This window comes from Kitasatospora sp. NEAU-CNBT7 (assembly GCF_057220535.1).
In genome coordinates this window covers 36928-50402 of the sequence record NZ_JBXQQB010000015.1, presented here as the reverse complement: position 1 = coordinate 50402, position 13475 = coordinate 36928, and the positions used below count along the sequence as shown (strand labels likewise).

Here is a 13475-nt window from a genome sequence, read left to right as displayed (position 1 = left end):
CGAGGCGTTCATCGCCAACATGCCCAAGGCCGAGCTGCACGTCCACCACGTCGGCTCCGCCTCGCCGCGGGTGGTGGCCGAGCTCGCGGCCCGGCACGAGGGCAACACCAGGGTGCCGGCCGACCCCGAGGCGCTGGCCGAGTACTTCACCTTCACCGACTTCGCGCACTTCATCGAGGTGTACCTGAGCGTGGTCGACCTGATCCGGGACGCCGAGGACGTCCGGTCGCTGACCTACGGCGTCGCCGAGGACATGGCCCGCCAGCAGATCCGGTACGCCGAGCTCACCGTCACCCCGTACTCCTCGGTCAGCCGGGGCATCCCGGACGTCGCCTTCATGGAGGCCATCGAGGACGCCCGCAAGGCCGCCGAGAAGGAGCTCGGGGTGGTGCTGCGCTGGTGCTTCGACATCCCCGGCGAGGCCGGCCTGGCCGCGGCCGAGGAGACCGCCCGGCTGGCCGTCGACCTGGCGCCGGAGGGCCTGGTCTCGTTCGGCCTCGGCGGCCCGGAGATCGGGGTGCCGCGCCCGCAGTTCAAGCCGTACTTCGACCGGGCCAGGGCGGCCGGGCTGCGCAGCGTCCCGCACGCCGGTGAGACCACCGGCCCGCAGACGGTCTGGGACGCGATCCGGGTGCTGGGCGCCGAGCGGATCGGCCACGGCACCCAGGCGGTCCTGGACCCGGCGCTGGTCGACCACCTCGGCGAGCACCGGATCGCCCTGGAGGTCTGCCCGACCTCCAACATCGCCACCCGCGCGGTGGAGCGGATGGAGGAGCACCCGATCCGGCAGATGGCCGACGCCGGGCTGCTGGTCACCGTCAACAGCGACGACCCGCCGATGTTCGGCACCGACCTCAACACCGAGTACGCGGTCGCGGCCGGGCTGCTCGGCCTGGACGAGGCCGGCGTCGCCGCGCTGGCGAAGAACGCCGTCGAGGCGTCCTTCCTCGACCAGGCCGGCAAGGCCCGGCTGGCCGGGGAGATCGACGCCCACCTCGCCTCCTGGCGCTGAGCCGCCCGCGGCCCCGGGGAGCAGCCGCTCCCCGGGGCCGCCGCGGGTTCAGGCCGCCTTGGCGAGGGCGACGGCCGGCGCCGGGACGTCCCGGTGCAGCCAGGCGCGCTCGGCCACCGTCCACGCGGTGGTGGTGAGCAGGTACACCCCGGCGGCCAGCGGGACCAGGGCCGCGAACAGCACGGTGAGGAAGGACAGGTACGGCGCGAAGGCCGCCCCGGGCGCCGCCGTGCCCGCCGAGAGCCGGCGCGCGCGCCGGAAGGACACGTAGCCGACCGCGGCGAGGGCCGCGTACAGCGCGCCGAACACCGCCAGCTGCGCCGGGCCGTGCGCGGCGCCGACGTGCAGGCCGAGCGGGACCCCGAACAGGGTGTGGTCCAGCAGGTCGTTGCCGTTGGTGAACAGCCGGTACATCACCGAGAAGAACGGGATCTGCACCAGCATCGGCAGGCAGCCCGCGAGCGGCGAGGACTTCTCCGTCCGGTACAGCTCGGCCATCGCGGCCTGGAGCTTCTCCGGCTTGCCCTTGTGCTTGCGGTTGAGCTCGGCCACCTGCGGCGCGAGCCGCATCCGGACCTTCTCGCCGCGGGCGGCGGCCCGGGCGAGCGGGTGCAGCGCGAGCCGGACGGCGACGGTGAACAGCACGATGGCGGCGGCGGTGGGGACCACCTGTGCGAGGGCCGCGACGATGTCGTGGGCCACGCGGACGGCAGGGTCGAGTACGGCGAAAAGGGACATGGGGAGCGAGCCCTCCGGGGGTCTCAGGGGAACGAGAGGTCGACGGAGGGCGGCCGCGCGGGCCGGAAGAGGGGCGAGGGGTTACGCGGCCGCCGGGGCCGCGCCGGGAGCCCTGGGGCGGCGTCGGCCGCGGGCGTCCGGATCACGCTGGGGGAGGAAGGCCGTGCGGTAGGCCCGCCGGCGCAGCACACCGCTGCGGACGGCGGCGGGGGCCCTGGCACCGAGCAGCCGGGCGGCCGCCAGGGTGCCGGCGACGGCGCCGGAGAGCAGCACCACGGCGGCGGTGGCCGCGGCCACCGTCAGCCCGGTCGGGCCGGTGAGCAGCTCGCCGCCGGGCAGGCCGCCGGTCAGCAGCCGGAACACGCCGAGGAGCAGGGCGATCACGGACACCACCGGCCTCCTCGGGTCACGGGCGCGCACCGGGTGTGCGCGCGGACGGCTTCTGCGGCGATGGTACGCCCGCGGCGACGGCGGACGGCAGGGATCCTCCGGACATGTGGTGCAGAGCTCATCCGCCGCCGCCGTCCGCTGCCGTCCGCCACCGCGGTGCGGCTCAGCCGATCGGTGCGACCGAGCCGGTGATCGCGGAGGCCCGGGCGGCCTCCAGCACGGTGAGCGTCGCCACCGCGTCGAAGGGGTCGACCGGGGGCGGGGTGCCGGTGGCGAGCGAGGCGGCGATCCCGGCGTAGTACGCGGGGTAGTCGCCGTGGTCGGTGGGGACGGCGGCGGCGTGCTCGTCGGTGCCGAGGGTGCCGTACGCGGCCGGGTCGTCGGCGCCCCAGGCGCCGCCGTCGCCGGGGCGGCGGCCGGCCCGCAGGTCGCCCTCCTGCGGGTCCATGCCGGACTTCACGTACCCGGCCGCGTCGCCGAGCACCCGCAGCCGGGGGCCGCCGAGCGGGGCGATGGCGCTGGTCCACAGGTGCGAGCGGACGCCGTTCGCGTGGGTGATCGCGACGAAGGCGTCGTCGTCGACCACCGCGCCGTCGCGGCGGGTGTCGATCTCGGCGTACACCGTCTCGGCCGGCCCGAACAGGGTGAGCGCCTGGTCGACCAGGTGGCTGCCCAGGTCGTAGAGGGTGCCGCCGACCTCGGCCGGGTCGGCCAGCTCGCGCCAGCCGGCCTTCGGCTTCGGGCGGAACCGCTCGAACCGGGACTCGAAGCGGTGCACCCGGCCGAGCGCGCCCTCCTCGACCAGCCGCCGGACGGTCAGGAAGTCGCCGTCCCAGCGGCGGTTCTGGAACACCGACAGCAGGGTGCCGCGCTGCCGGGCGAGCTCGCACAGCTCGCGCGCCTCGGCGGCGGTGGCGGCCAGCGGCTTGTCCACCACGGTGGCGAGGCCCGCGGTGAGCGCGGCCCGGGCCAGCGGGACGTGGGTGCGGTTGGGGGAGGCGATGACCACCAGGTCCAGCTCGCCGGCCTCGGCGAACAACTGCTCGGGGGTGTCCAGCGTCCGGGCGCCGGGGTGCTCCCGGTGCAGCTGGGCGCGGCGGTCGGGGTTGGCGGTGACCACCGCGTCCAGCCGCAGTCCGGGGGTGGTGGCGATCAGCGGCGCGTGGAAGGAGGCGCCGGCCAGGCCGTAGCCGATCAGGCCGACGCGGAACGGGGAGCGGGGCGAGCTGGTCATGCCCCTACTCAATCACGCGCCGGCGGTGACCCCCGGTCAGCGGGCGTGCGAGCCCGGCCGGCGTCGCCGCCGGTTGACCGTCACGACCGCTGCCCCGGCCAGCAGGAACGCGGCGCCGACCGCGGCGGCCAGGCCGGTGGAGCGGTCGGTGCCGGTCTGGGCGAGGCCGTCGGCGGCGGGCCGCGCGGCGGCCGAAGCGGTGCCGGTGCCGGTGCCGGTGGCGGTGGCGGTGGCGTCGGGGGAGGCGGGCGGCGTACCGGTCACGGCGGCGGCCACCGGCCGGGCCCCCTCGGTGGCGGCGCCGGACGGGGCGGGCGGCGTGGGCGGGGCAGGCGCGGCCGTGGGGGTGCCCGGCGCCGTCGCCTCGTGGGAGTGCGCCGCCCCGCTGCCCGGGCTGGGGGTGGCGGCCGAGCCGGCCGGGGCGCCGCTGCCGTCGAAGACCACGTCCGAGCAGGAGTAGAAGGCCTCGGGGCTGTCCGAACGCTGCCAGATCGCGTAGACCAGCTGACGGCCCGTCCGGCCGGCCGGCACCTTGCCGGGCAGCACGTACGAGCCGTCGGAGACCGTCGGGTCGGTGACGGTCAGGAACGGCGTCTGCTCCAGGTCGGCCCAGCGCAGCGGCTTCGCCGGGTCGTAGCCGGTGTTGGTGAGGTACAGCCGGAAGGTGCCCTTGTGCTGGGCGGTGACGCGGTAGCGGAAGGTGAAGTCGGCGCCGGAGGTGAGGTTGGTGGCGGGCCAGTCCGCGCGGGGCAGGTCCAGCCCGGCGAACTCCGGGGCGTTCGCGCTGCACAGTTTGCCGTCCGGGATCAGCTCGCGGTGCCGGCCGGCCGCGTCGCCGATCCGCACCCCGTTCCAGTCGTACAGCGCCTGGGTGCCGCCGGCCGCGACCGCGGCCCGGCAGGCGGCCGACGTCGGGTGTTCGGGGCCCTCCAGGTAGCAGCCCTCGACGCGGCTCGGCGGGTTCTGCATCGAGCCGTGCGCCTCGGCGGTGCCGCAGCCGAGGGTGCCGGCCAGGGCGAGGCCGGCGAGGACCGCGGCGGTGACCGTGAGCCGGCGGACCGGCAGGCGGACTGACATGGGCGGTGCTCCTTCGGGTGGCCCCTCGCCGGGCGGGTGCGGGAGCGGCCCGGAGGAGGGGGACGAGAGGGGGTGCAGGGAGTGGTCCGGACGGGCCGTGGGGTGCCCGGGAACGAAGCTAGCCCGGCCGGCCGGGGCAGATGACGGCTGCTCAGAGGCGTTAGGGACGGCTTAAGACACCCTTGAGGGACGGCGCCGCGGCGCCCGCCCGGTCCGGTGGGCGGGCGGGACTGCCGTCGGGCTGGTGTGCGGATTAGGCTGGTGCCGTTGGGGCAGCCGGCAGTGACCCCGGCCGGCCACCGCGCTCGGGGCCGGCGGGTGCAGTTTCCGTACCACCACCGCACGAACTCTGGAGACACGCACGTGGCAGACCGCAAGCCCATCGAGTCCTGGCTGACCGACATGGACGGGGTCCTCATCCACGAGGGCACCCCGATCCCCGGCGCGCAGGAGTTCCTGCGCCGCCTGCGGGAGTCGGGCAAGCCGTTCCTGGTGCTGACCAACAACTCCATCTACACCCCGCGCGACCTCAGCGCCCGGCTGGCCGGGATGGGCCTGGAGGTGCCGGAGGAGTGCATCTGGACCTCGGCGCTGGCCACCGCGAAGTTCCTCAAGGGCCAGCGCCCGGGCGGCACCGCGTACGTGATCGGCGAGGCCGGTCTGACCACCGCGCTCTACCAGGCCGGCTACGTCCTGACCGACAACAACCCCGACTACGTGGTGCTCGGTGAGACCCGCACCTACAGCTTCGAGGCGCTGACCAAGGCGATCCGCCTGATCAACGCGGGCGCCCGGTTCATCTGCACCAACCCGGACGAGACCGGCCCCTCCACCGAGGGCGTGCTGCCGGCCACCGGCTCGGTCGCCGCACTGATCACCAAGGCGACCGGGGTGGACCCGTACTTCGTCGGCAAGCCCAACCCGCTGATGATGCGCGAGGCGCTGAACACCGCCGGTGCGCACTCGGAGAGCGCCGTGATGATCGGCGACCGGATGGACACCGACATCGTGGCCGGCATGGAGGCCGGCATGGAGACCATCCTGGTGCTCACCGGCCTGACCGCCGAGACCGACGTGGAGCGGTTCCCGTACCGCCCGACCAGGGTGGTCAAGTCGATCGCCGACCTGATCGACCAGATCTGACCGAGCAGGTCCGGCCGCGCGGCCGGAGTGCGCAGCCCCGCCGTTCCCGGGAGAGCCCGGGCGGCGGGGCTGCGCCGTACGAGGGGGGATTCTTCGTGGGCGAGCGGACGGTGGCCGCCGGACGGCCGACCGGTGAGCAGGAACCGGAGCAGGACGGCGGCGGGGAGAAGCGGGTCACCTGGGCGGAGCTCTACTTCGACCTGGTCTTCGTCTTCGCGATCACCCAGGTGTCGGGGCTGCTGCACCACCACCACGGCTGGGCCGGCGCCGGGCAGGCCCTGGTGGTGTTCGTCCCGCTGTACTGGTGCTGGGTCGGCACCACCGTGCAGGCCAACATCCAGGACGTGGACCGGCCTCGGGCCCGGCTCGGCATCTTCGCGGTGGGCCTGGGCGGCCTGTTCATGGCGCTGGCGGTGCCCGGCGCGTACGGCGGCCGCGGGCTGCTGTTCGGCGCCGCGTACTGGCTCTCGCGGCTGGTGCTGTTCGGGCTGGTGTCCGGCATCCGCGGCGCCTGGCAGGGCCCGTACGGGGTCGGGGTGCTGGTCAGCGGGCCGCTGCTGGTGGCGGGCGGGCTGCTGGACGGGCCGCTGCGGCCGGCGCTGTGGGCGCTGGCCGGGCTGTGCGACCTCGCCGCCCCGCTGGCCTTCCGGCGCCGGCTGGCCAAGGTCCGCTACCACCCGGCCCACCTGCCGGAGCGGTTCGGGCTGTTCCTGCTGGTGGCGCTCGGCGAGTCGATCGTCGGGATCGGCGGCCCGGTCGCCGGCTCGCCGCTGCACCCGGCCCAACTGGTGTCGGTGGCACTGGCGTTCGTCATCTCCTGCGGCCTGTGGTGGCTCTACTTCGGCTACGCCTCGGACGCCATGCGGTTCGCCCTGGAGACCTCGCCCTCGCGGCGGGACCTGATCCGCTGGGTGTTCTCCTACGGGCACCTCGCGCTGATCGCCGGGGTGATCGCGGTCGCCGTCGGCTTCGGCGAGACGGTCGCCGAACCGGGCCGCGCCCTGGGCGCCGGACCGCTGGCGCTGCTCTACGGGGGCTGCGCGCTGTACCTGCTGAGCTTCGGCTACACCCGCAAGATGATGTTCGGGGTGGTCTCGCCGACCCGGCTGGCCGCCGCCGCGCTGGTGCTGCTGCTGATGCCGCTGGTGGTCCGGCTGCCGGCGCTGGCGGCGCTCGCCGTGCTGGCCGGTGTGCTGGTGGGGCTGAACGGCTGGGAGTACCTGCGGGTGCGGCGCTCCCAGCAGCGGACTTCGTAGTGTCGGTGGTGCTGTGTAGCGTTCGGTGTCGAAGGTGACCGGAGTAAGTCGTGCGTCCGGGGCGGGCCGTGCCGGTCCGCCGCCGGTGGTGGTGGGAGGTTGATGTCGTGACCGATGTTGCCGAGGTGGCCGTGGGTGCGGGTCTCGAGGTGCCGGAGTCCTGGCACGGGGTGCTGGCCGAGGAGCTGGGCAAGCCGTACTTCGCCGAGCTGGCCGCCTTCGTGGCCGCGCAGCGGGCCGAGCACGAGGTGTTCCCGCCGGCCGGCCAGGAGTTCTCCGCGCTGGCGGCCACCCCGTACGACAAGGTCCGGGTGCTGATCCTCGGCCAGGACCCGTACCACGACAACGGCCAGGCGCACGGCATGAGCTTCTCGGTGCTGCCCGGGGTGAAGACCCCGCCCTCGCTGCGGAACATGTTCAAGGAGCTGGACGCCGACCTCGGTGTCCCGGCGCCGGACAACGGCTACCTGATGCCGTGGGCCGAGCAGGGCGTGCTGCTGCTCAACGCGGTGCTCACGGTGCGTGCGCACGAGCCCAACTCGCACAAGGCCAAGGGCTGGGAGAAGTTCACCGACGCGGTGATCAAGGCGGTCAGCGCCCGTGAGGAGCCGGTGGTCTTCGTGCTCTGGGGCAACTACGCCAAGAAGAAGCTGCCGCTGATCGACACCGAGCGGCACGTGGTGGTGCAGGGGGCGCACCCCTCGCCGCTGTCGGCCAAGCTGTTCTTCGGCAGCCGCCCGTTCTCGCAGATCGACCGGGCGCTGGAGCAGTTCGGCACCACCCCGATCGACTGGCGGATCCCGGACCTCGGCAAGTAGCGGGTGGAGCGGAGTGCGGTCCCGCACTCCGCTCCGGCCGGGGGTCAGCCCGCGGTGCCGAGGAAGGACGCCCAGCCGCCGGCGGGCGCCTGGCCCACCCCGAGGGTGCGCAGCTTGCGCACGGTGGACTGGTCCTGCACCTCCAGCCACTCCACCAGCTGCCGGAACGACACCAGCCGCACGTCCGGCTTGCCGGCGATGGTCTTGATGGTCTCCTCGACGGCGTCCATGTAGATCCCGCCGTTCCACTGCTCGAAGTGGTTGCCGATGAACAGCGGCGCCCGGTTGGTGGTGTAGGCCCGCTCGAACCCGGCCAGGTAGGCGTCGCGGGCCTGGGTGCGCCACTGGTCGTACTTGGCGGGGTCGCCCTTGGTGGAGCCGCCGGACTGGTTGGCGAGGATGTTGTAGTCCATCGAGAGCACCTGGAAGGAGTGCCCGGGGAAGGGCACCCCCTGCAGCGGGAAGTCCCAGATCTTGCCGTCCTGCACCTTCTGCGGCCAGATCTGCAGGCCGCCGGGCGAGCTGGCGTCGTACTTCCAGCCGAGCTTCGCGGCGGTCGGCAGCAGCGTCTTCTGGCCCTCCAGACAGGGGGTGCGGCCGCCGATGAGTTCCTTGTGGTAGTCGAAGGGCAGCGGGTCGACGTCGGTGAAGCCGGTGTTGGTCCGCCACTGGGTGACGAAGGCCACGGCCTGCTGGATCTCGCTCTCCCAGTCCTCCGGCGTCCACTTGCCGACGCCGTTGCCGTCCGGGCGGCTGGCGCAGAAGTGGCCGTTGAAGTGGGTGCCTATCTCGTGGCCGGCCCGCCAGGCCTCGCTGATCAGCTTGACCGTGTTCTTCACGGCGCCGGCCGACAGGAACGGGATGTCGGACGCGCCGACCGGGTGCTTGGGCGGCTGGTAGAGGCCCGACTTCTCCTTCGGCAGGGTGTAGATGCCGGACAGGAAGAAGGTCATCGCGGCCTTGTGGTCCGCCGCCACCTTGAGGAAGCGGGCGAACTGGCCGTCGTCGGTGGCGCCGGCGCCGTCCCAGGAGAAGACCACGAACTGCGGGGGCGTCTCACCGGGCTTCAGCTTCTCGGGCTTGGGCTGGTTGGGCTGGGCGCCGGTGTCGGAGGTGGATCCGTCGCCGATCGGGGTGCCCTTCGGGGACTGGTTCGCGGTGGCGGTGCCGGGGACGGACGAGCCCTTGCTGTCGGACCCCGGGGTCGACCCGCCGCCGGAGCCGCCGGTGCCCGAACAGGCGGAGACCGCCCCGAGGGCCGCAGTCGCCGCCGTGGCGCTCAGCACTGTCCTGCGCGAGATGCCGCCCATGTGGTCTCCCCTGCCGCGATGAGTCCCGCTGCTCAGCGAACCTCCGGCGAACCCACAGGTTCCCGGAGGTCAAGTGATAGCAAAATTGGACATTTGATCAGTAATTCCATCCAAAGGATGTCACGAGCCCCTGGGCGTACCGGTTCCAGGTTCCCGTCGAAATCTCATACGCGGCCCGCGCCGGGCCGGATGCGGCCCGGTCGCGGCTGTTGCGATTCCGGGACGAACGAACCCGTGGACGAGCGGACGAGCGAACGAGCGGACGGGCGGGCCGGGCTCAGACCGCGACCGCGTGCCGCCGCCGCCGGGCCCAGCGCGCGATGGCGGTGGAGATGGCGGTGGCCGCCGCGCAGGACACGGCCAGGCTCAGCCAGGCGGTGTCGAACCAGTGGCTGTTCAGCCAGCCGAGGCTGACGATGTACGCGGCCCACAGCAGCGCCGCCAGCGCCGACCAGCGCAGGAAGCCGCCCCGCTCGGGGGAGTGGCCCACCGCGAGGTCCAGCACGGTCCGGCCGGCCGGGACGAACCGGGCGATGATCACGATGGCCGCGGCGGTCCGGCTCGACCGCCCGGCGAAGCTGCGCTGCATCCGCTCCACGCTCGCCGCCAGCTTCGGGCGGTGCGCCAGGCGGCGCTGGACCGCGGGTGCGCCGCGCCGCGCCAGGTTGAGCAGCAGCAGGTCGCCGAGGAAGGAGGCGATGGCCACCCCGAGCCCCAGCAGCAGCGGCGCCCCGTTGACGTGGGAGGTCCGCAGCACGGCCAGGATGACCAGGCTGCCGCTTGGGATGAACGGCAGGAAGGCGTCGCCCAGCACGGCGAACAGTGCCAGCGCACAGATCCACGAAGAGCCGATGAAGGCGGCGGCGTCCAAGGTCGTACTCCCTCCAGACCGCCCGGGGGAGAGCAGCTACAGGGGGCAACGCTATCGGGTCGACCTTTCATGCCATGAAGCACCCCTGGTGGCGCAACTCACACCGCCCGGCTGCAACCGCCGGGCCGCAACCGCCCGGGCCGGGCCGGACCCGGCGCGGGACTGCGGAGCGGGCATGGCACGGGCCCCTGGGACGGGGTGCCGTCCCAGGGGCCCGCTTCGACCGGACGGCGCTGGTCCAGCCCGTCGGTCTTGCACATGGACGCGGCACCGGTGAGTGGTCCGCGCTGATCAACAAGACTGCCCGAGGATTCCGCCGTCCGCGACCCCGCGGCCTGGCGACTTCCGGCGCTGGCGTGAAGTCGCCATCCGTACCCGCCTGCTGTCGGAGGGTCAGCAGCCCTGGCCGGCCGCGCCGCCACCGGCGGGAACACCCGGGCCCGGGCCCGGGTTGTCCCCCTGCGGAACAGCACCCGGCGACCAGGAGGACGGACGGCATGACCACTGTGGAAGGCGACCCGGTCCGCGGCCGCGCCCGGGGAACGGCCCCCGCGCCGCTCTCGATCCTCGACCTCGCGACCGTCGGCGTCGGCACCACCCCGGCCGAGGCCCTGCGCACCACCACCGAGCTCGCCACCGGCGCGGAGCGGTGGGGCTACCACCGCTTCTGGGTGGCGGAGCACCACGGCATGCCGGGCGTCGCCAGCTCGGTCCCGGCCGTACTGCTCGCCCACCTCGGCGCCCACACCCGTACGCTGCGGCTCGGCTCGGGCGGGGTGATGCTGCCCAACCACGCGCCGCTCGCCATCGCCGAGCAGTTCGGGCTGCTGGAGGCGCTCCACCCGGGCCGGGTGGACCTCGGCCTCGGCCGGGCCCCCGGCACCGACCAGGCGACCGCCCGCGCCCTGCGCCGCGGGGACACCGAGGGCGCCGAGGACTTCCCGGACCGGCTCGCCGAGCTGACCCACTTCCTGGACGGCGACTTCCCCGACGGCCACCCGTACGCGGCGCTGGCCGCGGTGCCCCGCAGCGCCGGCCGCCCGCCGATCTGGCTGCTCGGCTCCTCCGGGTTCAGCGCCCGGCTGGCCGGCCGGCTCGGCCTGCCGTTCGCCTTCGCGCACCACTTCAGCGCGGCCAACACGGTGCCCGCCCTCGACCTGTACCGCTCCAGCTTCCGGCCCTCCGCCGTCCTGGCCGAGCCGTACGCGCTGATCGGGGTGAGCGCGGTGGCCGCCGGGGACGAGCAGGAGGCCCGGTTCCTGGCCCGCTCGGCCGGACTGGCCATGCTCCGGCTCCGCCAGGGCCGGCCCGGCCTGATCCCCACCCCGGAGGAGGCCGCCGCCCACCCGTACGGCCCGGCCGAGGCGGACTTCGTCGACAACTGGCTCGCCAACGTGGTGCTCGGCGCACCGGGCGAGGTCGCCGACGGCCTGGAGCGGCTGCGCAAGCGCACCGGTGCCGACGAGCTGATGGTCACCTCGCACATCCACGGGCACGAGCGCCGGCTGCGCTCCTACGAGCTGATCGCCCGGGCGTACGGGCTCACGGCGGCCGGCTGACCCGTCGGCGTCGGCGCCCGCCGCCCGGGGAGCCGACGGCGGGGGAGTGGACGGCGGGGGAGTGGACGGCCGGGGCCGGTCAGACCGGCTCCGGCCCCGGGCGGCGTTTGCGCAGTATGGCCGCCACCAGCTCGGCCTCCCCGGGCCGGGCGAAGTACCAGCCCTGCGCGGTGTCGCAGCCGGTCAGCCGCAGCCGCTCGGCCTGGGCGGCGCTCTCGATGCCCTCGGCGGTCACCGTCAGCCCGAGCGCGTGGGCCAGCTGCACCATGGCGCCGACGATCTGCTCGTCGGCCGCCTCCCGCCGGGCCCTGGGCCGCCGCTCCGGCTGCGGGTCGCGGAAGCCCTCGATGAAGGTGCCGTCCAGCTTCAGCACGTGCACCGGCAGCCGGGACAGGTAGGAGAGGTTGGAGTAGCCCGTCCCGAAGTCGTCGATGGCGATCCGCACCCCCATGTCCGCCAGCGCCTGGAGCGCCTGCAGCGGACGCCCGCCCGGGCCGAGCACCGCGCTCTCGGTGATCTCCAGCTGGAGCAGCCGGGCCGGCAGCCCGGCGTCCGCCAGCACCTCGGCGACGTCCGCGACCACGTCCGAGTCCCAGATCTGCCGGGCCGCCAGGTTGACGCTGACGAAGGTCTCGGTGTCGGGGAACTCCGCCAGCCACCGCCGGGCCTGTCGGCAGGACTCCGCCAGCACCCACTTGCCCAGCGGCACGATCGCCCCGGACTCCTCGGCGAGCGGGATGAACCGGTCCGGCGACAGCGTGCCGTACCGCGGGTGGCGCCAGCGCACCAGCGCCTCCGCCCCGCGCACCGCGCCGTCCGCGAGCCCCACCAGCGGCTGGTACTCCACCGTGAACTCGCCGCGCTCCAGCGCCGGCCGCAGCGCCGTCGCCAGCCGCTGCCGGGTGAGCTGGTGGGCGCCGCGGTCCGCGTCGTACAGCGTCCAGCGGGCCCGGCCGTCGGCCTTGGACCAGTACAGCGTGGAGTCCGCGTCCCGCAGCAGGTCGATCGGGGTGGTGCCGTCCACCGGCCGCTCCACCACGCCGACCGAGGCCGTCACCGACAGCTGGTGGCCCGCCACCTCGAACGGCAGCTCCAGCGCCTCGACCAGCTGCGCCGCCAGCTCGGTCAGCTGCTCGCTGCCCCGGCTCCCGGTGACCAGCAGGGCGAACTCGTCGCCCCCGAGCCGGGCCAGCAGCCGGTCCTCGCCCTGGGCGAAGCCGTTCTCCAGCCGCTCGGCCACCGCGACCAGCAGCTGGTCGCCGATGTGGTGCCCGAGCATCTCGTTGACCGCCGCGAACCCGTCCAGGTCCACGTAGCACAGGCCCAGCCGGGCGGGCGGCCGCCGGGCCCCGGCCGCCTCGAAGGCGCTCTCCAACCGCTCGAAGAAGAGCGCCCGGTTGGGCAGCCTGGTCAGCGGGTCGTGCAGGCTCTGGTACGCCAGCCGGTCGCCCAGCAGCCGCTGCTCGGTGATGTCCTCGACCATCGCCAGGGTGTACAGCGGCCGCCCGGCGTCGTCCCGGATCAGCGAGATGGTCACCTTGCCCAGCACGGTGCGGCCGTCGCGGTGCTTGAGCTGCTTCTCCACCCGCAGCCGGTCGCGCTCGCCGCGCATCAGCTCCCGGTAGAGCCGGCGGGGCGCGTCCTCGGGTTCGATGATCCGGTGGATGTGCATCCGGGCCAGCTCGGCGGAGTCCCGGCCGATCATCGCGGCGAACGCCGGGTTGGCCTCGATGATGTGGTCGTCGGCGTCGATCAGCGCCATCCCGATCCCCGCGTCCGCGAACGCCGCCCGGAACCGGGACTCGCTGGCCCGCAGCGCGGCCAGCAGCCGCTGGGTGCCGCCGCCGACCGGCGCGCCGCAGGCGGGACAGCCGGTGGGCCCGATGGCCGTGGCCGGCGGCGGCCCGAACTCGCCCGGCGGGTACGGCGGGAGGACGTGCGACTGGTGGATGCCGACGGCGGCCGGGTGCGCGTCCTCGGCCCGGCTGCGTCCGTCGTGCCGCACGCCCAGGTGTGGTGCGTCGGCCCCCTCGTTCCGGCCCGGCACGGCACGCTCCCGTCCGCTGC

12 protein-coding genes are annotated in these 13475 nt (G+C 74.5%); 5 read left to right on the top strand and 7 right to left on the bottom strand.

Translation table 11 applies throughout. From position 1 onward, the window contains the following. Window positions 1–19 precede the first annotated feature (19 nt). Window positions 20–1012: an adenosine deaminase gene (locus AC2TEW_RS20445; RefSeq protein WP_484624863.1), complete on the top strand. Its 993-nt coding sequence runs from the start codon at window positions 20–22 to the stop codon at window positions 1010–1012. 48 nt (window positions 1013–1060) lie between these two features. On the opposite strand, the gene AC2TEW_RS20440 is transcribed toward AC2TEW_RS20445, so the two are convergent. From AC2TEW_RS20440 to AC2TEW_RS20425, 4 genes are all read right to left on the bottom strand, one after another. Continuing rightward, entirely contained in the window at window positions 1061–1750 is a 690-nt protein-coding gene (locus AC2TEW_RS20440; RefSeq protein WP_484624769.1) for a YidC/Oxa1 family membrane protein insertase, read from the bottom strand. Window positions 1751–1831: 81 nt separating this feature from the next. After that, window positions 1832–2140, bottom strand: a complete 309-nt coding sequence (locus tag AC2TEW_RS20435) for a DUF6412 domain-containing protein (protein ID WP_484624768.1) — start codon at window positions 2138–2140, stop codon at window positions 1832–1834. 163 nt (window positions 2141–2303) lie between these two features. After that, complete coding sequence (locus AC2TEW_RS20430) at window positions 2304–3374, bottom strand: Gfo/Idh/MocA family oxidoreductase (protein ID WP_484624767.1); 1071 nt, start codon at window positions 3372–3374, stop codon at window positions 2304–2306. Between the two features lie 36 nt (window positions 3375–3410). Then, entirely contained in the window at window positions 3411–4451 is a 1041-nt protein-coding gene (locus tag AC2TEW_RS20425) for a lytic polysaccharide monooxygenase auxiliary activity family 9 protein (RefSeq protein ID WP_484624766.1), read from the bottom strand. Between the two features lie 363 nt (window positions 4452–4814). Between AC2TEW_RS20425 and AC2TEW_RS20420 the strand changes: the two genes are divergently transcribed. The 3 genes from AC2TEW_RS20420 (at window position 4815) to AC2TEW_RS20410 (ending at window position 7668) form a co-directional block, all read left to right on the top strand. Continuing rightward, window positions 4815–5594, top strand: a complete 780-nt coding sequence (locus tag AC2TEW_RS20420) for an HAD-IIA family hydrolase (RefSeq protein ID WP_033824822.1) — start codon at window positions 4815–4817, stop codon at window positions 5592–5594. Between the two features lie 95 nt (window positions 5595–5689). Further along, window positions 5690–6850 carry a low temperature requirement protein A gene (locus tag AC2TEW_RS20415; protein WP_484624765.1) on the top strand — a complete coding sequence of 387 codons (1161 nt, stop codon included), beginning with the start codon at window positions 5690–5692 and terminating at the stop codon, window positions 6848–6850. A gap of 107 nt (window positions 6851–6957) precedes the next feature. Beyond that, window positions 6958–7668, top strand: coding sequence for a uracil-DNA glycosylase (locus AC2TEW_RS20410; RefSeq protein WP_484624764.1), 711 nt, complete (start codon window positions 6958–6960; stop codon window positions 7666–7668). Window positions 7669–7712: 44 nt separating this feature from the next. Here AC2TEW_RS20410 and AC2TEW_RS20405 read toward each other — a convergent pair whose 3' ends face one another. Next, window positions 7713–8978, bottom strand: coding sequence for a polysaccharide deacetylase family protein (locus tag AC2TEW_RS20405; RefSeq protein ID WP_484624763.1), 1266 nt, complete (start codon window positions 8976–8978; stop codon window positions 7713–7715). 277 nt (window positions 8979–9255) lie between these two features. Then, the gene (locus AC2TEW_RS20400; RefSeq protein ID WP_484624762.1) at window positions 9256–9849 is read right to left on the bottom strand and encodes a hypothetical protein; all 594 of its coding nucleotides are present in this window, start codon (window positions 9847–9849) and stop codon (window positions 9256–9258) included. Window positions 9850–10346: 497 nt separating this feature from the next. Between AC2TEW_RS20400 and AC2TEW_RS20395 the strand changes: the two genes are divergently transcribed. After that, entirely contained in the window at window positions 10347–11408 is a 1062-nt protein-coding gene (locus tag AC2TEW_RS20395; RefSeq protein ID WP_484624761.1) for an LLM class flavin-dependent oxidoreductase, read from the top strand. A 79-nt stretch (window positions 11409–11487) separates the two neighbouring features. On the opposite strand, the gene AC2TEW_RS20390 is transcribed toward AC2TEW_RS20395, so the two are convergent. Continuing rightward, window positions 11488–13455, bottom strand: a complete 1968-nt coding sequence (locus AC2TEW_RS20390) for a putative bifunctional diguanylate cyclase/phosphodiesterase (protein WP_484624760.1) — start codon at window positions 13453–13455, stop codon at window positions 11488–11490. Window positions 13456–13475 lie beyond the last annotated feature (20 nt).

Bases quoted from the DNA above. Each gene is read 5' to 3' on its own strand.
- AC2TEW_RS20405 (WP_484624763.1), bottom strand. From the start codon at position 8,978: ATGGGCGGCATCTCGCGCAGGACAGTGCTGAGCGCCACGGCGGCGACT.
- AC2TEW_RS20440 (WP_484624769.1), bottom strand. From the start codon at position 1,750: ATGTCCCTTTTCGCCGTACTCGACCCTGCCGTCCGCGTGGCCCACGAC.
- AC2TEW_RS20395 (WP_484624761.1), top strand. From the start codon at position 10,347: ATGACCACTGTGGAAGGCGACCCGGTCCGCGGCCGCGCCCGGGGAACG.
- AC2TEW_RS20430 (WP_484624767.1), bottom strand. From the start codon at position 3,374: ATGACCAGCTCGCCCCGCTCCCCGTTCCGCGTCGGCCTGATCGGCTAC.
- AC2TEW_RS20445 (WP_484624863.1), top strand. From the start codon at position 20: ATGCCCAAGGCCGAGCTGCACGTCCACCACGTCGGCTCCGCCTCGCCG.
- AC2TEW_RS20425 (WP_484624766.1), bottom strand. From the start codon at position 4,451: ATGTCAGTCCGCCTGCCGGTCCGCCGGCTCACGGTCACCGCCGCGGTC.